Genomic DNA, 22766 nt, shown 5'->3' with positions numbered 1-22766 from the left:
CATATCGCGATGTCGCGCCATTATCCTGGAAGAGGTGCTACGTGCCTCTTTCCCAGCCATGTCGGCTGGCCTTCCGCACCCGGGTGGAGGAGAAGCGTGGGCAGCACATGGGCATGGCGCAAGAGCAGCGCGAGCGGGAAGCCGGAAGATGACTGCGTGGAGATCGCCTGGACCGGCACGACGGTCCTGATCCGCGACACCGCTCGCCGGCGGGGCCCCGTCGTCGTGGTCGGCCCCGACGCCTGGACCGCCTTCCTCTCCTCGGTCACCGGCCCCTCCGTGCACGTGGACGGCGACGTGACGCCGGTCCGCCCCTGATCGGGGGCGGACCGGAGCGGGACCGGCGGGCGCGGGCGCTACGCGCGTCGGCGTCCGCCGAGTCCCACCGCGACCGCGGCCGCCGCCGCGAGCACCACGGCCGCGTCGACCAGGAGGACCGTCCGCGTGCCCGCGAGCAGGTCGGTGCCGGTGGTGGCGAGGACACCGAGCAGCGGGATGCCGATGGTGATGCCCACCTGCTGGGTCGAGGTGACCAGGCCCGTCGCCAGCCCCTGCTCCTCGTCGGGGACGCCCGAGGTGACCGTCACGCCGTACGAGATGATCGCGCCCAGGTGGCACATGCTGGCCAGCGACACCCCGGCCGCCGCCAGCCACAGCGACCAGCCGCCGTCGCCGATGCCGAGCAGCGCGGCCACGAACAGGCCCTGGCCGAGCAGTGATCCGACCAGCGTGCGGCGGGCGCCGAAGCGGCCGATCACCCGTGACGCGTACATCCCCGCGGCCACCGAGAGGACGCCCTGCGCGCCGAAGACCAGGCCGGTCTCGAAGGCGGACAGGCGCAGCACCTCCTGGAGGTAGAGGGTCAGCACGAAGACGACCGTCGACATCATCGAGAAGGTGACCAGGCCGCCGAGGTTGCCCCACGCCACCGTGCGGCGGCGCAGCATGGGCAGCGAGACGAGCGGCGCCGCGGTGCGCGACTCGACGTAGCCGAACGCGGCGAACAGCAGGACGCCCGCGATCAGCGTGACGATGACGTCCGTGCCGCCGAAGCCGCGCTCGGCCGCCGTCGACAGGGCGTAGATCAGGGCGAGCAGGCCGCCGGTCACGGTGACGGCGCCGGGGACGTCCAGGCGCGGGCGGTCCGGGTTGCGGGACTCCGGCAGCAGGCCGGGCGCCAGCGGCAGCACGATCAGCGCGAACAGGGTCAGCAGGCCCATCGTCGAGCGCCAGCCGAGGGTGTCGGTCAGGACGCCGCCGAGCACCATGCCGACCGTGAAGCCGAGCGAGAGCAGCGTGCCGGAGATGCCGAGCGCCCGGTCGCGCTGCGGGCCCTCGGGGAACGTCGTCGTCAGGAGCGACATGCCCGTCGGCACGATGGCCGCCGCGCCCACGCCCTGCAGCGCGCGTCCGGCGAGGAAGGACGCCGGGTCCCACGCGAACGTGGCGAGCAGCGAGGCCAGGCCGAACAGGGCGAGGCCCGCCAGGAACAGCTTGCGGCGCCCGAAGAGGTCACCGGTCCTGCCGAAGAGCAGCAGGAACCCGCCGGAGGGGAGCGCGAAGGCGGTCACCGCCCACTGCAGCGCGGACTGGTTCATGCCGAGGTCGGCGCCCAGCACCGGCAGCGCCACGTTCAGCACGGAGAAGTCCAGCGCCACCATGAACTGCGCGGCGCAGAGCACGAACAGGACGAGCTTGTCGCGGGAGGAGAGCTTGGGGCCGTGCGTGCGCGGCGCCGGTAGGGCGGCCTGGGGGGACGGGGCAGGGGTGGTGTCTATCGCCATGGCCACGAGCTTGGGCCGTCCGGAATAGTCGTGGGGAGCGGGAACTTATGCTGGTGGTCGGAACACCAGTCAGGGCTTGGGGGAGCGCCACATGACAACAGCGTCGGTCTCGACGTCGGGCACGGACGCCTCGAAGGCGCGCCGCCTCGGCGAACTGCGGGAGTTCCTGATGAGCCGCCGGGCGCGGATCAGCCCCGCGGAGGCCGGGCTCCCGGACGGCGGGGCGCGGCGGCGCACGCCGGGGCTGCGCCGCGAGGAGGTCGCCGTGCTCGCCGGTGTCGGCGCCTCCTGGTACCAGTGGCTGGAGCAGGGCCGTGACATCTCCGTGTCGCCGCAGGTCCTGGACTCCGTGGCGCGCGTGCTGAAGCTGAACGGCGCCGAGCGGCGTCATCTGTACGTGCTGTCCGGGCTCAACCCGCCGCCGCCCGAGGTGGCCAGGGACGACCAGGACATGTGCGACGGGTTGCACCGGCTCATCGACACCTGGCTGCCGTATCCGGCGCACATCATGGACGCGTACTGGAACTGCGTGATGTACAACGACGCGGCCGCCGCGGTCCTCGGGATGCGTTCGGAGACGTCCGAGAACTGCCTGCTGACCTTCTTCACCGACCCCATCTACCGCGCCCGCGCGACGAGTTGGGAGCGCAACGCGCCGCAGGTCGTGGCGATGTACCGGGCCGCGTGCTCGGAGGCTCCCGCGGACGACGGGTTCGCCGCGGTGGTCGCCGAGGCGCGGGCGGTGAGCGAGGAGTTCGGGGAGCTGTGGGAGCGGCGGGACATCGTGCCCGGCGGGCAGATCGCCAAGGAGATCGAGCATCCCGTGGTGGGGGCGCTGTTCCTGGAGTCGACGCAGCTGAAGGTGCCGGCCAGGCCCGATCTCACGATCGTGCTGCACACGCCGCTGCCGCACGCGGAGGCCGACACGGCGGGGAAGCTGGCGTGGCTCGCCTCGCCCGAGGGGCGTCGTGGGTCGATCCATCCGGTGGCGGGCTAGCGGGGCGTGCTCCGTATGCTCGGGGCATGACTGAGAGCGCCGCGCTGGATCCCGAGGACCGCAAGATCGTCACCCTGGCCCGTTCCGCACGGGCCCGCAACGGGGTGCCCGAGGGGGCCGCGGTGCGGGACGAGACCGGGCGCACGTATGTGGCGGGGACGGTCGCGCTCGACTCGCTGCGGCTTTCCGCGCTGCGGACCGCGGTGGCGATGGCGGTGGCGTCCGGGGCGGAGTCGCTGGAGGCGGCGGCGGTCGTCTCCGGGGCGGAGGGGGTCTCCTCCGAGGACCTCGCCGCTGTGCGGGACCTTGGCGGGGCCGGGACGCCGGTGTTCCTCGCGGGGGCGGACGGGGAGGTCCGGGAACGGGTGGCAGCGACCTAGGCATCCGCCGGTGTCCTTTCCCCTTTCATCACCGGCTCCGCCGGGTTCGTCCTCAAGCGCCGGACGGGCTTGATCCCGCATCACCGGCTCCGCCGGGTTCGTCCTCAAACGCCGGACGGGCTTGATCCCGCATCACCGGCTTCGCCGGGTTCGTCCTCAAGCGCCGGACGGGCTTGATCGTGCGTCACCGGCTTCGCCGGGTTCGTCCTCAAGCGCCGGACGGGCTTGATCGTGCGTCACCGGCTTCGCCGGGTTCGTCCTCAAGCGCCGGACGGGCTGATTTACCCGGCCGGGCTGATTTACCCGGCGGGCTGGATTTTCCCGGCCGGGCTGGAGTTCCCGGGGCGGTGTGGAATCTCCGGGACGGGATGGGGTTCCCGGCTGAGGGGGGGCGAGGTTGGGGATTTTGAGCCTGTCCGGCGATTGAGGACGAACTCGGCGGAGCCGGTGATAGGGCGAGCCCCGTGGGACCGTTCACCCGACCGGAGGTCACACCGCGTCGGACCCCCGCTCCCCCGTCCGCACCCGGACCACCGTGTCGACGGGGACCGACCACACCTTTCCGTCGCCGATCTTTCCCGTGTGGGCCGCGCGGACGATCGCGTCGATGGCGGGGTCCGCGTCCAGGTCGGGGACGACCACCTCGATACGGACCTTGGGGACCAGGTCCACCCGGTACTCGGCGCCGCGGTACACCTCCGTGTGCCCGCGCTGGCGCCCGTAGCCGCTCGCCTCGGTGACCGTCAGGCCGTCGACGCCGATTTCCTGGAGCGCCGTCTTCACCTCGTCCAGGCGGAACGGCTTGATGATCGCGGTGATCAGCTTCATGCGGCGGGGCTCCCCTTCTTGGCCGAGGCCTTGACCGAGGCGGTACCCACCGGGCCCGCCAGGACGCCGTGATCGTAGGCGCTCTCCGCGTGCTGTGTCTGGTCCAGGCCCGTCACCTCGTCCTCCGCCGACGCCCGGAAGCCCATGAGCCGGTCGACGGCCTTCCCGATGCCGTACGTGACGGTGAACGTGTACGCGGCCACCGCCACGACCGCCACCGCCTGCTTGCCGAGCTGACCGGGCCCGCCCCCGTAGAACAGGCCCTCCTGACCGCCCGCCGTCATCGTGGCCGTCGCGAACAGGCCGATCAGGAGCGTGCCGACCACCCCGCCCACCAGGTGCACGCCCACGACGTCGAGGGAGTCGTCGTAGCCGAGGCGGAACTTCCAGGCGACCGCGTAGGAGCAGACGACGCCCGCCGCCAGGCCGATCACCGCCGCGCCCACCGGGCCCACGACCCCGCACGACGGGGTGATCGCGACGAGCCCGGCCACCGCGCCCGACGCCGCGCCGAACGTGGTGGGGTGGCCGTCCCTGCGCTGCTCCACGAAGAGCCAGCCGAGCAGGCCCGTGCAGCCCGCGACCAGGGTGTTCAGGAGCGAGGCCGCCGCCAGGCCGTTCGCGCCGAGGGCCGAGCCCCCGTTGAAGCCGAGCCAGCCGAACCACAGCAGACCGGCGCCCATCAGCACCATGGGCAGGTTGTGCGGGCGCATCGCCTCCTTCTTGAAGCCGATGCGCGGGCCGAGCACCAGGCACAGCGCGAGACCGGAGGCGCCGGACGCGATCTCCACGACCAGGCCGCCCGCGAAGTCCAGGGCGCCCAGCGCGTTCGCGATCCAGCCGTCCGGCCCCCACACCCAGTGCGCCACCGGAACGTATACGAGCAGCGTCCACACCGGTACGAACACCAGCCAGGCCGCGAACCGGGTGCGGTCCGCGATCGCGCCGCTGATCAGCGCCGCCGTGATGACCGCGAAGGTCAGCTGGAAGGTGGTGAAGAGGAGGGTGGGGACCGTGCCGGTGAGGGAGTCCGGGCCGATGCCCGCCATCCCGGCGTGGTCGAGGCCGCCGATCAGGCCCGCGAAGGTGTCGTCCCCGAAGGCCAGCGAGTAGCCGGCGACCAGCCAGACCACGGTGACCAGGGCGATCGCCACGAAGGACATCAGCAGCATGTTCAGGACGCTCTTGGTGCGGACCATGCCGCCGTAGAACAGGGCGAGGCCCGGCGTCATGAGGAGGACGAGCGCGGTGGCCGCGAGCAGCCAGGCGGTGTCGCCCGTGTCGAGGTGGGGGGCGGCGAAGGTCGTCATGGGGGGAGAGCGTCACCGGCCCGCGTTTCGGAACGGGCACCCGCGGGTTTCCGCCGTGTTTCGTGTTGCCGGGGGGTTTCCGGGGGCTCACGCGGGGCGCCGGTGGGGCGCCCGCGGGGCGTGCCCGGCCCGCCCGCGGTCCGGCCGGTGCGGCGGGGCTCCCGGGATCAGGGACAATGGGCGCCATGAGCGTTCGTACCCCGTCATCAGCCGAGCCGTCCGAGGCCGTCCACCGCGCCGGCTTCGCCTGCTTCGTCGGCCGCCCCAACGCGGGCAAGTCCACCCTGACGAACGCTCTGGTCGGCCAGAAGGTGGCGATCACCTCGAACCGGCCGCAGACCACGCGGCACACCGTGCGCGGCATCGTGCACCGCCCGGACGCGCAGCTGATCCTGGTGGACACCCCCGGCCTGCACAAGCCGCGCACGCTCCTGGGCGAGCGGCTCAACGACGTGGTGCGGACCACCTGGGCCGAGGTCGACGTGATCGGCTTCTGCCTGCCCGCGAACGAGAAGCTCGGCCCCGGCGACCGCTTCATCGCCAAGGAGCTCGCCTCCATCAAGAAGACGCCGAAGATCGCGATCGTCACCAAGACCGACCTCGTCGACGGCAAGACGCTCGCCGAGCAGCTCATCGCGATCGACCAGCTGGCCGTGGAGCTCGGCTTCGAGTGGTCCGAGATCGTGCCGGTGTCGGCCGTCGGCGACCAGCAGGTCGGCCTGCTCGCCGACCTCATCGTGCCGCTGCTGCCCGAGGGCCCCGCGCTCTACCCGGAGGGCGACCTCACCGACGAGCCCGAGCAGGTCATGGTCGCCGAGCTGATCCGCGAGGCCGCGCTGGAGGGCGTGCGGGACGAACTGCCGCACTCCATCGCCGTCGTCGTCGAGGAGATGCTGCCGCGCGAGGACCGGCCCGCGGACAAGCCGCTGCTCGACATCCACGCGTTCGTCTACATCGAGCGGCCCAGCCAGAAGGGCATCATCATCGGCCCGAAGGGCAAGCGGCTCAAGGACGTCGGCATCAAGTCCCGCAAGCAGATCGAGGCGCTGCTCGGCACGCCCGTCTTCCTGGACCTGCACGTGAAGGTCGCCAAGGACTGGCAGCGGGATCCTCGCCAGCTCCGCAAGCTCGGTTTCTGAGGGGGCCCGGCGGACGGGGCGCCTCACCGCCCCCCCTGATCATCGATGGTCACCGCACCCCCCTGATCCGGTTCACCAGCGCCGCCCCGGCCAGGCCGATCACCGCCGCCGTCAGGTAGAGGGTGCGGTAGCCGCCGAGGTGCGTCACGATCGGGGCCGCCAGGGCCGGGGCCGCGACCTGGGGGAGCGAGTTGGCGATGTTGATGACGCCGAGGTCCTTGCCGCGGTCCATGGCCGTCGGCAGGACGTCCGTCATCAGGGCGAAGTCCACCGACGTGAAGACGCCGAAGCCGACGCCGAGGACCGCCGCCGCGACGATCGCGCCCGGCCAGGTCTGCCACAGCGCGAGCAGCCCCGTCGCCGCCGCCATCAGCGCCCCCGACCAGACCACGAAGGGCTTGCGGCGCCCCACCCGGTCCGACCAGGCGCCGCCCACCACGACCGTGGCGAGCATCGTCACGCCGTTCACGGCCGTCAGGATCAGCACGCCCCGCTCCGGGTCCGGGTAGGCCAGGCGGTCCCGCAGGAAGTACAGCAGGTAGAGCAGGACCACCGAGTTGCTGACGTTGATCAGGAAGCGGGTCAGCCAGGCCCAGGCCAGGTCGGGGTGGCGGCGCGGGCTGAGCCGGAACCCGGCGAGGAAGGCCCGCCGGTCCCACGGCGGCCGGTCGGCGGCGGCCAGGCGCAGGTCCCGGTGGCGTACGACGTAGGGCAGCACGCCCGCCACGGTGAAGACCGCGCAGGCCGCGTACCCCGCGACCGTGCCGCCCGCCGCCGTCGCGAGCCCCGTGCCGACGACCACGCCGAGGAGCTGGGCCGCGCCGAGCCAGCCGCCCACCGAGCCGCGCTGCGCGCGCGGCACGCGGTCGGGGACGGCGGCGGTGACCGCGGCGAAGGCCGCGTTGAGGGTGAGCTGGACCAGGCACCAGCCGGCCGCCATCCACCACACCGAGCCCGCCGCCGAGAGCAGCAGCAGCGCGGCGGCGCCGCCCGCGGTGCCCGCCACGATCCACGGGGTGCGCCGTCCCCGGGACGACGTGGTGCGGTCCGAGAGCGCGCCGAAGAGGGGGTTGGCGGCGAGGGAGACGACCGCGCCGGCGCCCGTGACCCAGGCGAGGACGGTCTCCTTGGAGGTGCCCGCCGGGGCCAGGTCCTCCGCCTGGAGGGCGAGCAGGATCTGCAGCGGGCCGTACCAGCCCACCCAGATCGCGCCGTTGGCGACCGACAGCGAGGCCGTCCAGCCGCGGCCGACCCGTTCGGTCGGCTCCCGCAGCGCGGGGGCGGTCATGGGCGGCGCGCCCGCAGGACCTCGCGCAGCCAGTGGTAGGACGCCTTCGGGGTGCGCTCCTGGGTGGCGTAGTCGACGTGGACGAGGCCGAAGCGCTGGCGGTGGCCCTCCGCCCACTCGAAGTTGTCGATCAGCGACCAGACGAAGTAGCCGCGCACGTCCACGCCCGCCTCCACCGCCCGGTGCAGGGCGCGCAGATGGCCGTCGAGGTAGGTGATCCGGTCCTGGTCGTCGAGCCCTTCGTAGGAGCAGCCGTTCTCGGTGATGACCAGCGGCGGCAGGAGGTCGCCGTAGCGGTCGCGGAAGGCGGTGAGGAGTTCGGTGAGCGCGTCGGGCACGACCGGCCAGCCGAAGCCGGTGACCGGATGGCCCTCGATCTGCCGCGGGGAGAAGGGGAGTTCGGGCGGCAGGGTGACGCCGGAGAACTCGGCGGCGGTGCCGCCGGGGAGCGGGGCGCCCACCTTCGTCGGCTGGTAGAAGTTCACCCCGTACCAGTCCAGCGGCTCCGCGATGATCTTCAGGTCGGCGTCGAGGTCGGCCGCGGGCATCAGCTCCCCGAAGCCCTCCGGGTAGTGGCCGAGCAGCAGCGGGTCGGCGAAGAGGCGGTTGAGCAGGACGTCGTAGAGGTCCGCGGCGGCCGTGTCCTCGTCGGCGGGGGAGGCGGGCCAGGTCGGGCCGTGCGAGTTGGCGATGCCGATGTCACGGGCGCCGGCCGCGCGCAGCGCCCGTACGGCGAGGCCGTGCGCGAGGAGCTGGTGGTGGGCGGCGGGCAGCGCGTCGAACAGGAGCCGCTCGCCGGGGGCGTGCTGGCCGAGCGCGTGGCCGAGCAGGGTGTGCTCCGCGGGTTCGTTGAGGGTGATCCACTTGGTGACGCGGTCGCCGATGCGGGCGGCCACCACGGCCGCGTACTCGGCGAACCGTTCGGCGGTGCGCCGGTTCAGCCAGCCGCCGGTCTCCTGGAGGACGAGCGGGGTGTCCCAGTGGAAGAGCGTGGGGACGGGGCGGACGCCCGCCGCGCACAGCTCGTCGACGAGGCGGTCGTAGAAGTCGAGGCCCGCCGGGTTCACCGCGCCCGCCCCGGCCGGCAGCACGCGCGGCCAGGAGACGGAGAAGCGGTAGGCGTCCACGCCCAGGTCGCGCACGAGCGCGACGTCCTCGCGGTAGCGGTGGTAGTGGTCGCAGGCCACGGCGGCCGTGCTGCCGTCCTTCACGTTCCCCGGCACGGCCGTGAACGCGTCCCAGACCGAGGCGCCGCGCTCGTCGACGGCGCCCTCGATCTGGTGGGCCGATGTGGAGACGCCCCACAGGAAGTCGCGGGGGAACGGGGGAAGGGGTGATCGCGCCGGTGACGCCGCACTCGATGCCATGGGCGGGATCCTCCGTACCGGCCGGTACGGAAGTCAATGGGCGTGCGCGGAAAAGATGAACAAGGCTCAGGTTTTCCGTGCCGGGGCGGCCGCGGGCTAGGAACCCTCCTTCAGGACCCGTGAGATCAGCTTCCGCTGGGGCTCCGTGAGCCGCGGGTCCGCGCAGTACACCGTCCGCCCGTCCACCGTCAGCTGGTAGTGGAAACCGTCCGGCACTCCGAGGGGCGGGGCGCCCCGCCCCTCGGCCAGGGCCTTCTCGGCCAGGGCGTGCCATTCCGGGGCATCGGCCAGCTGCGAGGTGTCCACCTCGGCATGCCGGTCGATGCCCGCGAATCCTCCGGTCCGCTTCACCTGGATACGCATGGGTCCTGTCTACTCCACCGGAGGGGCGGCCGAAAGCGCGGCGTCAGCCGTCGGTGGCCGGCACCTTGACCGTGGACCACGCGTCGACGACGGCCTTGAGCTCGTCGCCGTCGCCGTACTTGGCGCGCGCGGCGGCGACCGTCAGCTTCGCGAAGTCCGTGAACGACGCGTCCTGCGCCAGCTCGCCGCCGGTCAGCACGGCGTACCAGATCTGTCCCGCGCGCTCCCACGAGTGACCGCCGAGGGCGTCGGCGACCAGGAAGAACGCGCGGTTGGGGATGCCGGAGTTGATGTGCACGCCGCCGTTGTCGCGGCCGGTGCGCACGAAGTGGTCCATGTCGGCGGGCTGCGGGTCCTTGCCGAGCACGTCGTCGTCGTACGCCGTGCCGGGCTCCTTCATGGAGCGCAGCGCCTTGCCCGTGACGCGCGGGGCGAGCAGGCCCGCGCCGATCAGCCAGTCGGCCTCGGCGGCGGTCTGGCCGAGCGTGTACTGCTTGATCATCGAGCCGAAGACGTCCGCGAGGGACTCGTTCAGGGCGCCCGGCTGGCCGAAGTACGTCAGGTTCGCCGTGTACTGCACGACGCCGTGGGTGAGCTCGTGGCCGATGACGTCCACCGGGATGGTGAAGTCGAGGAAGATCTCGCCGTCGCCGTCGCCGAAGACCATCTGCTCGCCGTTCCAGAAGGCGTTTCCGTAGTCCTCGCCGTAGTGGACCGTGGCGTTCAGCGGCAGGCCGCCGCCGTCGATGGAATTGCGCTCGTAGGACTTCTGGTACAGCTCGAAGGTCGCGCCGAGGCCCGCGTACGCGCGGTTGACGGTGGCGTCCTTGCCGGGCTTGTCGCCCTCGCCGCGCACCTTGCGGCCCGGGAGCTCCGTGCGGTGCTTGGCGTCGTGGATCGTGCGGTGCGGCTTGTCCGCGGCGGCCTCCTTGGGCGCCGCGACGGAGGGGGCGCCGACGACCGTGGTCAGGCGGCGCTGGGTGCGCTCGAAGGCGTCCCGCTGGAGGGTGCGGCGGGCGGGCGCGGAGAGCGCCGGGTCCTGGCTCCGGGCGAGGGTGTCCAGGACGTGGGGCGGCACGATCGTGCAGAAGACGGGCTCGAAGCCCGTCGGGTTGGCGGTCATGGCGGCAATGTGGCACTGGGTCATGCCGCTGTCACTACCTGCGACCATGATTAGTGAAATAGAGGTATTGATCACCTCTTGGCCGTAACCTGCCCCCGGTCCCGCATACTGATACGGGCCCGCGCATCCGGTGCGGCTCGGCTAGGCTGCGGTTCATCATGCGATTCGGGCTGCTTCTCCTTAGCTGCCGCGGCGAGGGCCTGTAGTCGAGGCCGACCCCCTCCCCGCGGAGTTCGGCGTTGCGCTAAGACCGTCGGCCGTCCTTCAGGACACTTCCGAGGAGCCCCGCACATGCCGAACTTCCAGCGCCCCACCTCCCTGCCCGTCCACAAGTACGGGCAGTACGAGCAGGTGGACATCCCCGACCGCACCTGGCCGGACCGGCGCATCACGGTCGCGCCGCGCTGGCTCTCCACCGACCTGCGCGACGGCAACCAGGCCCTGATCGACCCGATGTCCCCGGCCCGCAAGCGCGCCATGTTCGACCTGCTGGTACGCATGGGCTACAAGGAGATCGAGGTCGGCTTCCCCTCCTCGGGGCAGACCGACTTCGACTTCGTGCGGTCGATCATCGAGGACGAGGACGCGATCCCCGAGGACGTGACGATCTCCGTCCTGACCCAGGCGCGCGAGGAGCTCATCGAGCGCACGGTGGAGTCCCTGAAGGGCGCGCGGCGCGCGACGGTCCACCTGTACAACGCCACCGCACCCGTGTGGCGCGATGTCGTCTTCCGCGGCTCGCGCGACGCCGTCAAGCAGATCGCCGTCGACGGCACCCGCCTGGTCATGGAGTACGCGGACAAGCTGCTGGACGACCGTACGGCCTTCGGCTACCAGTACAGCCCCGAGATCTTCACCGACACCGAGCTGGACTTCGCCCTGGAGGTCTGTGAGGGCGTCATGGACGTCTGGCAGCCCGACGCCGAGCGCGAGATCATCCTGAACCTGCCCGCGACCGTGGAGCGTTCGACGCCCTCCACGCACGCGGACCGCTTCGAGTGGATGTCCCGCAACCTCTCCCGGCGCGAGTTCGTCTGCCTGTCCATCCACCCGCACAACGACCGCGGCACCGCCGTGGCCGCCGCCGAGCTGGCCGTCATGGCCGGCGGCGACCGCGTCGAGGGCTGCCTGTTCGGCCAGGGCGAGCGGACCGGCAACGTCGACCTGGTGACGCTGGGCATGAACCTCTTCTCGCAGGGCGTCGACCCGCAGATCGACTTCTCGGACATCGACGAGATCCGTCGCACCGCCGAGTACTGCAACCAGATGGAGATCCACCCGCGCCACCCCTACGCGGGCGACCTCGTCTACACCGCCTTCTCCGGCTCCCACCAGGACGCCATCAAGAAGGGCTTCGACGCGATGGAGACCCGCGCGGCGAGCCAGGGCAAGACGATCGACGACATCGAGTGGGCCGTGCCGTACCTGCCCATCGACCCCAAGGACGTCGGCCGCTCCTACGAGGCCGTCATCCGCGTCAACTCCCAGTCCGGCAAGGGCGGCATCGCCTACGTCCTGCAGAACGACCACAAGCTGGACCTGCCGCGCCGCATGCAGATCGAGTTCTCGCGGATCATCCAGGCGAAGACCGACGCCGAGGGCGGCGAGGTCACGCCGGGCGCGATCTGGAGCGTCTTCCAGGACGAGTACCTGCCGAACCCGGCGAACCCCTGGGGTCGGATTCAGGTCAAGAACGGCCAGACGACGACCGACACCGACGGCGTCGACACCCTCACCGTCGAGGCCACGCTGGACGGCGCGGACACCGTCCTGACCGGTTCGGGCAACGGCCCGATCTCCGCGTTCTTCGACGCGCTGCAGGGCATCGGCATCGACGTACGCCTGCTGGACTACCAGGAGCACACGATGAGCGAGGGCGCGTCCGCGCAGGCCGCCTCGTACATCGAGTGCGCGATCGGCGACAAGGTGCTCTGGGGCATCGGCATCGACGCCAACACGACCCGCGCCTCCCTGAAGGCCGCGGTCTCCGCCGTCAACCGCGCCGCACGCTAGTCCACCGGCGATTTCCTCCCGCCCCGTCCGCCCTTCCGGCGGGCGGGGCCGCGTCGTCTCCCGGCCACGTTCGGCTCGCTCTCCTGTGCGAGGTGCTGACGCCGCATCATCGATGTGGCTAACATCACGCCAACGCGGCAATGCAGCCGGGGAGTTACGGAGGTGCGTGGTGCTGCCAGATCGGGGACGAAACGGCCGGAATTCCCGCATCCCCGCCAAGCCGGTCTCACGCGGGCGGGCGCTGTACCGGCGCATGTTCGGCGTGCACACCGCCTGGGACACCGTGGGCGACGGGGAGTTCTTCTGCCCGGCCTGCGGCGGCGACCGCAACTACCAGCGGCTCACCGGCCGGCGCCGCTTCGTCCTGTGCGGCCTGCCCCTCGTGCCGCGCGGCACCCGCGGCCCCGTCGTCCAGTGCGCCGCCTGCCAGGACCTGTTCGACCCGGACGTCCTGGACCACCCCACCACCACCCGGCTCTCCGCGATGCTCCGCGACGCCGTCCACACGATCGTCCTCGCGGTCCTGTCCACCGGCGGCACCTGCGCCCGCGCCACCCTGGACACGGCCGTCGCCGCGCTGCACGGCGCGGGCTACGACGACTGCACCGAGGAACAGCTCGTCGCCCTCGTCGAGGCGCTCGCCACGGACGCGGGACGCGCCACCGAGCCCGACTGCGGCCCCGGCCTCGCCATCGAACTCCACGAGGCGCTCGGCCCGCTGGCCCCGCACCTGGCCCCCGCCGGCCGCGAGGCCCTGCTCCTGAAGGGCGCCCGCATCGCCCTCGCGGACGGCCCCTACACCACGCCCGAACGCGACGTGCTCACCACGGCGGGCTGCGCCCTGACGATCTGCGCGGAGGACGTCACCCGCCTCCTGGCGACGGCACGGACGCCGTCCTGAGCGGTCCGGCCGGGAACGCCCCGCGCGTACTCCGCGGGGAGTAGTCCCCGGCCCCGGCCTCCCCACGGCGTACCGCCGAACCAGCCCTCGCGCCCGACGGATTCGCCCCGCGCCACCGGGAGTGTTGACCCCGTACCTGTCATCACTCCGAAGGAGGCCGGCCATGGGGGCCGCTCAGAACACCGCCGTGCCGCGACGGCGACGGCGTGCCGTGCCCTGGGTGTTTCTGGGGCTGTGGATCGTCGTGCTCGCGCTCGCCTCGCCCTTCGCGGCGAAACTCGCCGACGTCCAGGAGGACCGGGCCGTCGACTACCTGCCGGCGAGCGCGGGTTCCACCGAAGTCGCGAGGATCCAGGAACAGCTGCCCGGGGGCGAGGCCACCGAGCTGGTGCTCGTGTACCACCGGGACGGCGGGCTCACCGCGGCCGACCGCACGACCGCGCGCGACCAGGTCGCCGAGGTGGCCGCGGCCCACCGGCTCGTCGCCGAGCCGCGGGGCGTGCCCGCCGAGGACGGCAGCACCCTCATGTACCCGGTCGCCAGCACCGGACCGGGCCAGGACGAGGACAAGCGGGACGCCCTCGTCGAGGACGTCCGGGACATCGCTAACGGCGGGGGCGGCCTGCGCGTCGACGTCGGCGGCGCGGGGGCGCTCGACACCGACGCGGGCGAGGTCTACGACTCGCTCGGCGGGCCGCTGCTCTACACCACCGCCGGCGTCGTCGCGCTGCTGCTCGTCCTCATCTACCGCAGCCCCTTCCTGTGGCTCGTGCCGCTCGCCGTCGCGGGCGCCGCGGACTACCTCGCGATGGGCGTCGCGTACGGACTGCACCAGGCCTTCGGGACGTCCGTCACCGGACAGAGCTCAGGCATCATGACCATCCTCGTCTTCGGCGCGGGCACCGACTACGCCCTGCTGCTCGTCTCCCGCTACCGGGAGGAGCTGCGCAGGCACGAACGCCCCCACGACGCCATGGCCGCCGCGCTGCGCGGCTGCGGACCCGCCGTGCTCGCCTCCTCCGCAACCGTCGCCGCCGGGCTGCTCTGCCTGCTCGCCGCCGACCTCAACAGCAGCCGCGGCATGGGCCCGCTCGGCACCGTCGGCGTGCTGTGCGCCCTCGCCACCATGCTGACGCTGCTGCCCGCCGTCCTCGTGCTGCTCGGCCGCCGCGTGTTCTGGCCGCTTGTGCCCGCCTTCGGGAGCACGCCCCGGCGCCGCCGCGGCCTCTTCACCGCCATGGGCGCGTCGGCCGGGCGCAGGCCCCTGGCCGTCCTCGCGGGCGGCGCGCTGCTCCTGGGCACCCTCGCGCTCGGCGTGCTGAACCTGCCCGGCGCGCTCAAGCAGGAGGACGCCTTCACCAGGACACCGGAGTCGGTGTCCGCCATGGAGACGCTCACCGCCGCCTACCCCGAGCAGGGCACCCAGCCCATCACCGTCATGACACCCGCCGACCGGGCCGACGCCGCCCTCGCGACGGTCCGCGCCACCCGGGGCGTCGGCGCCGCCGAGCGGGGGCGCACCGCGAAGGGCTGGACGGAGATCTCCGTGACCGCGCAGGCCCCGCCCGAGTCCGCCGGGGAGACCGCGACGATCAAGGCGCTGCGGGACCGCCTCGACGACTCCCACGTGGGCGGATCCAGCGCCCAGCAGCTCGACCTGAAGGACACCAGCGCCCGCGACCGGGGCATCGTCGTGCCGCTCGTCCTCGGCGCCGTCCTGCTGGTCCTCGTCGCCCTGCTGCGCAGCATCGTCGCGCCGCTGCTGCTGCTCCTCGCCGTCGTCGCCGTCTGGGGCGCCTCGCTGGGCATCGCGGGCCTCGTCCTCGAACCGCTCTTCGGCTTCGAGGGCACCGACCCGGGACTCGGGCTGCTCTCCTTCGTCTTCCTCGTCGCGCTCGGCGTGGACTACGGCATCTTCCTGATGCACCGCATGCGCGAGGAGTGCCTGAACGGGGCCGAGCCGGGGACGGCCGCGCTCACCGCGCTGCGCACCACCGGCGGCGTCGTCGCCTCGGCCGGCCTCGTCCTCGCCGCGACGTTCGCCGTGCTCACCAACATGCCGCTGGTCCAGCTCGTCGAGCTGGGCTTCGTCATCGCCGTCGGCGTGCTGCTCGACACCTTCCTGGTCCGCACCTACCTGGTGACGAGCGCGAGCGTGGCCCTCGGCCGCCGGGTGTGGTGGCCGGGCCCGCTCTCCCGGCGCCCCGCCCCGGCCGCGCCGCCACCGGCCCACGGCGCCGAGCCGGTCCGGGTCCCCTCGCCTTGAGCAGGCCCCCGCGGGCGTCCCTCCTCTCCTCAAGGGGCGCCCGCGTGCCCGAGGATGGGGCGGTGGAAGCCTCCCTCACCGCTCCCGGCGCCCGGCCGTGCCCGGCCCGCCGCAACCTCGTCGAGCGTGTCCTCGGACCCGCGGCCCCCGGCGAACGGCTGCGCACCGACGTGCTGTTCGCCCTGGCCATGGCGGTCAGCGCCGTGGTGATCGTGCGGGTCGTGCGGGACAACGGCAGCCCGCCGAACGCGCTCGGCTGGGCCCTGCTGGCCGTCGCGCACGTCGTCATCGTGTGGCGGCGCCGCGCGCCGGTGCGCGTCATGCTCGTCCTGATGGCGGTCCTGCTGACCTACCACTCGATGGACGTCAACCACACCGCGCCCATGGCGGTGTCGATGACCGGCCTGTTCACCGTGGCCTCCCGCTCCCGGCCCCTGCACAGCGCCCTCATCGGCGCCGGGGTCATGGCCATCATGCTGAGCCTGAAGTTCCACGAGGGCCTGTCCGAGGGCGCCGAGTCGCTGCGGATCTCCGGCTGGATCGTCTCCTTCCTGCTGCTCGGCGTGTACGTGCGCATCCACCGGCAGTACGTCGCCTCCGTCCTGGAACGGGCCGAGCGGGCCGAGCGCACCCGCGAGGAGGAGGCGCGCCGCCGCGTCGCCGAGGAACGGCTGCGGGTCGCCCGCGACCTGCACGACCTGCTCGCGCACAGCATCACGCTCGTCGGCGTCCAGACGTCCGTCGCCGCGCACGTGCTCGCCGCCGACCCGGAACGGCTCGACCGCGCGGCCGTCGCCAAGGCGCTCGACGAGGTCGCCGAGACCTGCCGCACCGCCCGCGGCGAACTCCGCGCCACGCTCCAGGTGCTGCGGTCCGGCGCCGACGACGAGGACACCGAGGCGCGCGGCCCGCTGCCCGGACTCGACGGGCTGCCCGACCTGGCCGCGGCGGCCCGCACCGCCGGAGCCCGCGTCGAGCTGACGGTGACGCCCTGCCAGGCGCCGCCCGCCGTGGGCGTCGCCACCTACCGCATCGTGCAGGAGGCGCTCACCAACGTCGTCCGGCACGCGGGGGCCGGGAGCACCGTCCGGGTGTCGGTGCACCCCCGGGACGCGGCGCTGCACGTGCGGGTGTCCGACAACGGCGCCGGCGCCGGGGCCGCGGCGACCGGCCGCGCGCCGGGGTTCGGGCTCGTCGGCATGCGGGAGCGGGCGCGTACGGTGGGCGGCACCCTGGACGCGGGACCGCGGCCCGGGGGAGGTTTCATGGTGTCGGCGGTGCTGCCCCTGGCACCCGTGCCCCTGGGAGGTCTCTCGTGACGGTCCGCTGCCCGGGAGGACCGCGATGACCATCCGCGTGCTGCTCGCCGACGACCAGACGCTGGTCCGCGCCGCGTTCGCCATGCTCGTCGAGTCGGCGCCCGACATGGAGGTCGTCGGGCAGGCCGGGAGCGGGCGTGCGGCGGTCGACCTGGCGCGCTCCGCGCGCGCCGACCTCGTCGTCATGGACATCCGCATGCCCGACCTCGACGGCATCGAGGCGACCCGGCTGCTCGCCGCCGACGAGGACCTGGCGGGCGTGAAGGTCCTGATGCTCACGACGTACGACACCGACGAGCACGTCGTCGAGGCGCTGCGCGCCGGGGCGTCCGGCTTCCTCGTCAAGGACACCAGGCCCGCCGAACTCCTGGACGCCATCCGCACGGTGGCCGCCGGCGACTCCCTCCTGTCGCCGGGCCCCACGGCCCGCCTGATCGCCCGGGTGCTGCGCGCCCCGGACGACACCGCGCTGTCCTGCGGCGGCGGACCCGACGGCCTGTCGGGGCGGGAGCGGCAGGTCCTGCGGCTCGTCGCGCGCGGCCTGAACAACCAGGAGATCGCCGACACGCTGGGCCTGAGCCCGCTGACCGCCAAGACGCACGTCAGCCGGATCATGGGCAAGCTCGGCGCCCGGGACCGGGCTCAACTGGTCATCGTGGCCTACGAGTCGGGTCTCGTCGCCCCCGGGCCGCCGGGTCCGGCCGGGTCTCCCTGAGGCGCGGCAGGACCCGGCGGGCGGACCTCAGAGCAGGCCCGCCGCCGCCAGGTGCTTGCCGACCCGTTCGGTCTCCGCCGGGGACAGCGGGATCTGGGGTTCCGCGGTCGCCGGGCAGGCGATCACGCCGCGCAGGTGCAGCGCCGCCTTGAACGCGCCGAGCGCGGACGAACCGGCGCCCATCCGGGCCGGATCACCGGCCGTCACCATGCCGAACAGGCCGCACAGCCGCTCCTGTTCGGTCCGCGCCCGCGCCCAGTCGCCGTCCCGGCAGGCCCGGTACAGGCGTGCGTACCCGGCGGGGTCCACGTTCCCGAGCCCCGGCACGACGCCGTCCGCGCCCATCGCGAGCGCCGAGTCGGCGGTCACCTCGGAGCCCGTCAGGACGCCGAAGCCCGCGAGCGCGGGTTCCGCGCGGCGGCCGAGGACGACGGCGCGCAGGCCCCCCTCGTCGCCGCTGGAGTCCTTCAGGCCGGCCAGGACGCCGTCCCCGGCCAGTTCCAGGACGAGGTCCGGGTCCAGCTTGGCGTGCACCGACACCGGGATGTCGTACGCGAGGACCGGCACCGGGCAGTCCCGTGCGACGAGCCGGAAGTGGCGGGCGATCTCGGCCGGGTGGGTCCGCGCGTAGAAGGGCGCGGTGACGACGACGGCGTCCGCGCCCGCCGCCGCGGCGGCCCGCGCGTGGTCCAGGACGCGGGGCGTCGTCATGTCGATGGCCCCGGCGAGGACCGGCAGCAGGCCGCCCACGTGCCGTACGACGGTGTCCACGACCAGGGTGCGCTGCCGGTCCGTCAGATAGGCGGCCTCCGAGGTCGAGCCGAGCACGAACAGGCCGTCGACGCCGCCCGCGACCAGGTGGTCGACGAGCCGGGCGAGGGAGGCGGTGTCCACCTCGCGGTCCGGTGTCAGGGGGGTGCAGACGGGCGGGACGACACCGGTCAGCGGGGCGCGGAGGGTCATGGCTGCTCCCTGGGGGGCGGGACGGGGGCCGTGGCGGCGGCCCGGGCGACGAGGTCGTGGGTCGACTGTCCCTCGTCGACGGGGTGGAAACACCGGAACCGGTGCCCCGCGCCCGCCATGCGCGCCTCCGGCATCGCGTCGGCGCACGTCTCGTCCGCCTTCCAGCAGCGGGTGCGGAAGGGGCAGCCGCTCGGCGGCCGGGTCGCCGAGGGGACGGGACCGGCCAGCGGGATCGGGTCGATGGGGTCGAGCAGGCCCGGCGTGGCGGAGAACAGGGCACGGGTGTACGGGTGCCGGGCGCGGTCGGGGATCTCGGCGGCGGGCGACTCCTCGACGATCCGGCCGAGGTACATCGTGACGACGCGGTCGCTCATGCGGCGCACGGTCTGGATGTCGTGGGAGACGAACACGAGGGCCAGGCCCAGGCGTTCCTTCAGGTCGAGGAGGAGGTTGAGGATCTGGGCGCGCACGGACACGTCGAGGGCGCTGGTGGGTTCGTCGGCGACGAGCAGGTCCGGTTCCAGGGCGAGGGCGCGGGCGATCGCGACGCGTTGGCGCTGTCCGCCGGACAGCTGGCCGGGGAGGCCGTCGGCGAGGGCGGCGGGCAGGCCGACCAGGGACATCAGCTCCCTGACGCGGTCCTCGCGCCGGGCCGGGGTACCGCGGTGGTGGACGTCCAGGGGGTCGCGCAGGATGCGGCGGACCGGGAGCCTGCGGTTCAGGGCGGTCGAGGGGTCCTGGAAGATCATGGCGGCGTGCGTGCCGATCGCCGTCCGGCGGGGGGCGGGTCTCATGGTCCACAGGTCGGTGCCGAGGAAGGTCACGGTGCCCCGGGTGGGGCGCTGTACGCCCAGCAGGACCCTGGCCAGGGTGGATTTGCCGCAGCCCGATTCGCCTACGACGCCGACGGTTTCGCCGCGGGCGACCGTCAGGGATGCGGCGGTGAGGGCGTACACGTGGTCCCGGGAGAACAGGCCTCCCGAGCGGGCCCTGTGCACCACGTGCACGTCGTCCAGTTCCACGAGTGCTGTGGTCATGTCTGCTCGCGCCTCGTCGTGGTTGCTCGCGCCGTTCCCCGCGCCCCCGGGGGTGGGCTCGTGTCCGCGGGTGCCGGGTGGTGGCAGGCCGTGGTGTGGGCGGGGGTGCCGCGGGGGGCCGGGGGGTCGCGGCGGCAGACGTCGGTCGCCGCGGGGCAGCGGTCCGCGAAGCGGCAGCCCGGGGGGAAGTCCGCGGGGGACGGGACCACGCCCCGGATCTGGGTGAGGCGTTGCTCGGCCGACTCCAGGGAGAGGACCGAGCCGAGCAGCCCGCGCGTGTAGTGGTGGGCGGGGGCCCCGACCAGGTCGGCGGTCACGCCGGTCTCGACGATCTGTCCGCCGTACATCACCGCCACCCGGTCGGTGACGTCGGCCACGAGTGCCAGGTCGTGGGAGACGAGGACGAGGGCGAAGCCCAGTTCCGCGCGCAGGCGCAGCAGGAGCTGGATGATCTGCGCCTGGACGGTGACGTCGAGTGCGGTCGTCGGCTCGTCGGCGATGATCAGTTTCGGGTCGCGGGAGAGGGCGAGGGCGATCAGGACGCGCTGGCGCTGGCCGCCGGACAGCTCGTGCGGGTAGCTGCGCAGGGTGCGGGCGGGGTCGAGGCCGACCAGGTCCAGGAGCGCGGCGGGGCTGCGCCGGCCGCCCCTGCGGACGACCTGTGCGAGCTGGGCGCGGACGGTCATCGCGGGGTTCAGGGAGGACAGCGCGTCCTGGTAGATCATCGCCATGTCGTGGCCGAGCAGGCGGCGCCGGGCGCGCATCGGCAGGCCGGTGAGCTCCCGGCCGTCGAAGGTGACGCGGCCGCCGACCCGCGCGCCCTTGGGCTCCAGGCCCATCACCGTCAGCGCGGTGAGCGACTTGCCGCAGCCCGACTCGCCGACCAGGCCGAGGACTTCGCCGGGGCGTACGGCGAAACCGATGCCGTCGACGATGTCCACACCGCCGTGGCGGCCGGGGAAGGAGACGGTCAGGTCCGCCACGTCCAGGACCGGGGCGCCGGTCGGCAGGGGCCGGGCGCGGGCGCGCAGGCGCCGGGCGGCCTCGGTGAGGCCGGGCAGGTCGAGGACGCGGCCGCTGCCGGGTTCGGGGGCCTCCAGGCGGTCCTGGGTGCGGGCCGCCCCCGTGACGTCGCGTCCGGAGGGCGCCGCCCAGGCGTCGGACACGCCCTCGGAGAGGATGTTCAGGGCGAGGACGGTGAGCAGCATGAGGAGCCCGGGGAAGACCGTCGCCCACCAGCCGCCGATCAGGACCATGTTCTTGCCGTCGGCGATGACGCTGCCCCAGGAGGGGTCGGGCGGCCGGACCCCGGCGCCGATGAAGGAGAGCGAGGCCTCGAAGACGATGGCCTCGGCGACCTGCACGGTGCAGAAGACCAGGACGGGCGCCGCGCAGTTCACGGCGACGTGGCGGATCAGGATGTGCGGGGTGCGGGCGCCGATGACGCGTTCTGCGGTGACGTAGTCCTCGCCGTACTGGTCCAGGACGTTGGCGCGCACGACGCGGGCGACGGGCGGCGTGAACAGGAAGGCGATGGCGCAGATCAGGACGGTGATGCCGCCGCCGAAGACGGCGACGAGCACGGCGGCGAGCGCGATGCCGGGGAAGGCCATGACGACGTCCAGGCAGCGCATCAGCGTCTCGTCGACGGCCTTGCGGGAGGTCGCGGCGACCGCGCCGATGACGGCGCCGACGACGAGGGCGAGCAGGGTGGCGCCGAGCCCGATGGCCAGCGACCAGCGGGCCCCGTACATCAGGCGGCTGAGGATGTCGCGGCCCAGGCTGTCCTGCCCCATCCAGTGGTCGCCGGAGGGGTGGCCCGTGCCGTCGGCCTGCGGCTGCTGGTCGAGCGGGTCGTGCGGGGCGATGAGCGGGGCGAACAGGGCGACCAGGGCGACCAGGGCGACGACGCCGACCGCGATCCGGGACAGCACGGGGAGCCTGCCGAGCGGGCGCGGTCCGGGCACGGACAGCCGCGCGGCCAGCTCCTTGCGTGAGGGGAACATCAGCCCGACCCCCTCAGGCGCGGGTTGACCAGGAGGTGCAGGACGTCGATGACGAGGTTGACGACGACGAAGCCGACGGCGGTGGTGAGGACGACGCCCTGCACCACGGCCGGGTCGCCGTTCTTCACGGCGTCGATCATCAGCTTCCCCATGCCGGGCAGCGAGAAGATCGTCTCGATGACGACCGCGCCGCCCAGCAGGTAGCCGACGCGCAGGCCGAGCACGGTGAGGGGGTTGATCAGGGCGTTGCGCAGGACGTTGCGGCCGACGACGACCACCGGCGGCAGCCCGCAGCCGATCGCGGTGCGGACGTAGTCCTTGTCGAGCTCCTCGACGACGGCCGTGCGGATGATCCGGGTGAGCCCGGCCGCGACCGGCAGGGAGAGCGCGAGGGCGGGCAGCGTCATGGTCCTGAGCCACCCGGTGAAGGAGTCGGCGGGGTTGATGTAGCCGCCGGTCGGGAACCAGCCGAGGTCGACCGCCAGGTACTGGATCATCAGCAGCGCCAGCCAGAACCCGGGCGCCGCGACGCCGGTCAGCGACAGCACGCGGATGAGCTGGTCCGGCAGCCGGTCGCGGTGGATGGCGGCGGTGACGCCGAGCGTGAGGGAGAGCACCACGGCGATGCCCAGGCCCAGGAAGGTCAGCTGCACGGTGAGCGGCAGGGCGGTGGTGACCTGGTCGATGACGGGGGAGCGGTTGAGGACGCTGATGCCCAGGTCGCCGTGGAGGAGGTCCCCTACAAAGGCGATGTAGCGGACGGGCAGCGGATCGAGGAGCCCGTTCTCCTCGCGGAACCGGTGCAGTTGTTCCGGCGTGGGGTTGGCGCCCTGGAAGAAGGCGGAGGCCGGGTCGACGTCCGAGAACCGCATCACGAGGAAGACGAAGAGCACGATGCCGAGCAGCAGCGGGACGAGCAGGGCGATGCGGCGGGCCAGGATCCTGAGGACGGCGGTCACGGCGCGCG

At 73.2% G+C, this 22766-nt stretch carries 20 protein-coding genes; 9 read left to right on the top strand and 11 right to left on the bottom strand.

Going from position 1 to position 22766, the window contains the following annotated elements:
* Positions 1-96 precede the first annotated feature (96 nt).
* Entirely contained in the window at positions 97-318 is a 222-nt protein-coding gene (locus tag ACFYXE_RS14270) for a DUF397 domain-containing protein (protein ID WP_389312264.1), read from the top strand.
* A gap of 38 nt (positions 319-356) precedes the next feature.
* On the opposite strand, the gene ACFYXE_RS14265 is transcribed toward ACFYXE_RS14270, so the two are convergent.
* On the bottom strand, positions 357-1784 hold the full coding sequence (locus ACFYXE_RS14265) for an MFS transporter (RefSeq protein ID WP_389312262.1): 1428 nt from the start codon (positions 1782-1784) through the stop codon (positions 357-359).
* 91 nt (positions 1785-1875) lie between these two features.
* On the opposite strand from ACFYXE_RS14265, the gene ACFYXE_RS14260 reads away from it, so the two are divergent.
* A complete protein-coding gene (locus ACFYXE_RS14260) occupies positions 1876-2781 on the top strand; it encodes a helix-turn-helix transcriptional regulator (RefSeq protein WP_361176442.1) in 906 nt (301 codons plus the stop codon).
* 26 nt (positions 2782-2807) lie between these two features.
* On the top strand, positions 2808-3161 hold the full coding sequence (locus ACFYXE_RS14255; protein ID WP_389312260.1) for a cytidine deaminase: 354 nt from the start codon (positions 2808-2810) through the stop codon (positions 3159-3161).
* 489 nt (positions 3162-3650) lie between these two features.
* On the opposite strand, the gene ACFYXE_RS14250 is transcribed toward ACFYXE_RS14255, so the two are convergent.
* Together ACFYXE_RS14250 and ACFYXE_RS14245 are read right to left on the bottom strand one after the other, a co-directional pair.
* Positions 3651-3989, bottom strand: a complete 339-nt coding sequence (locus tag ACFYXE_RS14250) for a P-II family nitrogen regulator (protein ID WP_389312258.1) — start codon at positions 3987-3989, stop codon at positions 3651-3653.
* Positions 3986-5299: an ammonium transporter gene (locus ACFYXE_RS14245; protein ID WP_389312256.1), complete on the bottom strand. Its 1314-nt coding sequence runs from the start codon at positions 5297-5299 to the stop codon at positions 3986-3988. Before ACFYXE_RS14245 ends, ACFYXE_RS14250 begins: the two co-directional genes overlap by 4 nt.
* Positions 5300-5475: 176 nt before the next feature.
* On the opposite strand from ACFYXE_RS14245, the gene era reads away from it, so the two are divergent.
* Positions 5476-6438, top strand: coding sequence for a GTPase Era (gene era, locus ACFYXE_RS14240; protein WP_361176434.1), 963 nt, complete (start codon positions 5476-5478; stop codon positions 6436-6438).
* Positions 6439-6487: 49 nt separating this feature from the next.
* Here the strand turns inward: era and ACFYXE_RS14235 are convergent, their stop codons facing one another.
* The 4 genes from ACFYXE_RS14235 to ACFYXE_RS14220 all read right to left on the bottom strand — a co-directional run bounded on the left by ACFYXE_RS14235 (position 6488) and on the right by ACFYXE_RS14220 (position 10579).
* Positions 6488-7726 carry an MFS transporter gene (locus ACFYXE_RS14235; protein ID WP_389312254.1) on the bottom strand — a complete coding sequence of 413 codons (1239 nt, stop codon included), beginning with the start codon at positions 7724-7726 and terminating at the stop codon, positions 6488-6490.
* Positions 7723-9093, bottom strand: coding sequence for a GH1 family beta-glucosidase (locus tag ACFYXE_RS14230; RefSeq protein ID WP_361176430.1), 1371 nt, complete (start codon positions 9091-9093; stop codon positions 7723-7725). The genes ACFYXE_RS14235 and ACFYXE_RS14230 overlap by 4 nt, the downstream gene beginning before the upstream one ends.
* 96 nt (positions 9094-9189) lie before the next feature.
* The gene (locus ACFYXE_RS14225; RefSeq protein ID WP_389312252.1) at positions 9190-9456 is read right to left on the bottom strand and encodes a protealysin inhibitor emfourin; all 267 of its coding nucleotides are present in this window, start codon (positions 9454-9456) and stop codon (positions 9190-9192) included.
* 43 nt (positions 9457-9499) lie between these two features.
* Entirely contained in the window at positions 9500-10579 is a 1080-nt protein-coding gene (locus ACFYXE_RS14220) for a M4 family metallopeptidase (protein ID WP_389312250.1), read from the bottom strand.
* Positions 10580-10870: 291 nt separating this feature from the next.
* On the opposite strand from ACFYXE_RS14220, the gene leuA reads away from it, so the two are divergent.
* From leuA to ACFYXE_RS14195, 5 genes are all read left to right on the top strand, one after another.
* Positions 10871-12592, top strand: a complete 1722-nt coding sequence (gene leuA, locus ACFYXE_RS14215) for a 2-isopropylmalate synthase (RefSeq protein WP_361176424.1) — start codon at positions 10871-10873, stop codon at positions 12590-12592.
* A 169-nt stretch (positions 12593-12761) separates the two neighbouring features.
* Positions 12762-13493 (top strand): TerB family tellurite resistance protein, encoded by a 732-nt coding sequence (locus tag ACFYXE_RS14210; protein ID WP_389312248.1) that lies wholly within the window; start codon positions 12762-12764, stop codon positions 13491-13493.
* Positions 13494-13656: 163 nt separating this feature from the next.
* Complete coding sequence (locus ACFYXE_RS14205; protein ID WP_389312246.1) at positions 13657-15759, top strand: MMPL family transporter; 2103 nt, start codon at positions 13657-13659, stop codon at positions 15757-15759.
* 62 nt (positions 15760-15821) lie between these two features.
* Positions 15822-17078: a sensor histidine kinase gene (locus ACFYXE_RS14200; protein ID WP_389312244.1), complete on the top strand. Its 1257-nt coding sequence runs from the start codon at positions 15822-15824 to the stop codon at positions 17076-17078.
* Positions 17079-17103: 25 nt separating this feature from the next.
* A complete protein-coding gene (locus ACFYXE_RS14195) occupies positions 17104-17793 on the top strand; it encodes a response regulator (RefSeq protein WP_389312242.1) in 690 nt (229 codons plus the stop codon).
* A gap of 27 nt (positions 17794-17820) precedes the next feature.
* On the opposite strand, the gene ACFYXE_RS14190 is transcribed toward ACFYXE_RS14195, so the two are convergent.
* The 4 genes from ACFYXE_RS14190 to ACFYXE_RS14175 are packed head-to-tail and all read right to left on the bottom strand — an operon-like array spanning position 17821 to position 22758.
* The gene (locus tag ACFYXE_RS14190; protein ID WP_389312240.1) at positions 17821-18756 is read right to left on the bottom strand and encodes a dihydrodipicolinate synthase family protein; all 936 of its coding nucleotides are present in this window, start codon (positions 18754-18756) and stop codon (positions 17821-17823) included.
* Positions 18753-19793 carry an oligopeptide/dipeptide ABC transporter ATP-binding protein gene (locus tag ACFYXE_RS14185; protein ID WP_389312238.1) on the bottom strand — a complete coding sequence of 347 codons (1041 nt, stop codon included), beginning with the start codon at positions 19791-19793 and terminating at the stop codon, positions 18753-18755. Before ACFYXE_RS14185 ends, ACFYXE_RS14190 begins: the two co-directional genes overlap by 4 nt.
* Positions 19790-21799, bottom strand: a complete 2010-nt coding sequence (locus ACFYXE_RS14180; RefSeq protein ID WP_389312236.1) for a dipeptide/oligopeptide/nickel ABC transporter permease/ATP-binding protein — start codon at positions 21797-21799, stop codon at positions 19790-19792. The genes ACFYXE_RS14185 and ACFYXE_RS14180 overlap by 4 nt, the downstream gene beginning before the upstream one ends.
* A complete protein-coding gene (locus ACFYXE_RS14175; protein ID WP_389312234.1) occupies positions 21799-22758 on the bottom strand; it encodes an ABC transporter permease in 960 nt (319 codons plus the stop codon). The genes ACFYXE_RS14180 and ACFYXE_RS14175 overlap by 1 nt, the downstream gene beginning before the upstream one ends.
* Positions 22759-22766 lie beyond the last annotated feature (8 nt).

It is taken from the genome of Streptomyces sp. NPDC002564 (assembly GCF_042889645.1).
Taxonomy (GTDB): Bacteria; Actinomycetota; Actinomycetes; order Streptomycetales; family Streptomycetaceae; genus Streptomyces.
This window is presented reverse-complemented; position numbering and strand designations above follow the sequence as displayed.

Bases quoted from the DNA above. Each gene is read 5' to 3' on its own strand.
- ACFYXE_RS14255 (WP_389312260.1), top strand. From the start codon at position 2,808: ATGACTGAGAGCGCCGCGCTGGATCCCGAGGACCGCAAGATCGTCACC.
- ACFYXE_RS14190 (WP_389312240.1), bottom strand. From the start codon at position 18,756: ATGACCCTCCGCGCCCCGCTGACCGGTGTCGTCCCGCCCGTCTGCACC.
- ACFYXE_RS14230 (WP_361176430.1), bottom strand. From the start codon at position 9,093: ATGGCATCGAGTGCGGCGTCACCGGCGCGATCACCCCTTCCCCCGTTC.
- leuA (WP_361176424.1), top strand. From the start codon at position 10,871: ATGCCGAACTTCCAGCGCCCCACCTCCCTGCCCGTCCACAAGTACGGG.
- ACFYXE_RS14265 (WP_389312262.1), bottom strand. From the start codon at position 1,784: ATGGCGATAGACACCACCCCTGCCCCGTCCCCCCAGGCCGCCCTACCG.
- ACFYXE_RS14180 (WP_389312236.1), bottom strand. From the start codon at position 21,799: ATGTTCCCCTCACGCAAGGAGCTGGCCGCGCGGCTGTCCGTGCCCGGA.
- ACFYXE_RS14260 (WP_361176442.1), top strand. From the start codon at position 1,876: ATGACAACAGCGTCGGTCTCGACGTCGGGCACGGACGCCTCGAAGGCG.
- ACFYXE_RS14205 (WP_389312246.1), top strand. From the start codon at position 13,657: ATGGGGGCCGCTCAGAACACCGCCGTGCCGCGACGGCGACGGCGTGCC.
- ACFYXE_RS14220 (WP_389312250.1), bottom strand. From the start codon at position 10,579: ATGACCGCCAACCCGACGGGCTTCGAGCCCGTCTTCTGCACGATCGTG.
- ACFYXE_RS14225 (WP_389312252.1), bottom strand. From the start codon at position 9,456: ATGCGTATCCAGGTGAAGCGGACCGGAGGATTCGCGGGCATCGACCGG.
- era (WP_361176434.1), top strand. From the start codon at position 5,476: ATGGGCGCCATGAGCGTTCGTACCCCGTCATCAGCCGAGCCGTCCGAG.
- ACFYXE_RS14250 (WP_389312258.1), bottom strand. From the start codon at position 3,989: ATGAAGCTGATCACCGCGATCATCAAGCCGTTCCGCCTGGACGAGGTG.
- ACFYXE_RS14185 (WP_389312238.1), bottom strand. From the start codon at position 19,793: ATGACCACAGCACTCGTGGAACTGGACGACGTGCACGTGGTGCACAGG.
- ACFYXE_RS14195 (WP_389312242.1), top strand. From the start codon at position 17,104: ATGACCATCCGCGTGCTGCTCGCCGACGACCAGACGCTGGTCCGCGCC.
- ACFYXE_RS14235 (WP_389312254.1), bottom strand. From the start codon at position 7,726: ATGACCGCCCCCGCGCTGCGGGAGCCGACCGAACGGGTCGGCCGCGGC.
- ACFYXE_RS14245 (WP_389312256.1), bottom strand. From the start codon at position 5,299: ATGACGACCTTCGCCGCCCCCCACCTCGACACGGGCGACACCGCCTGG.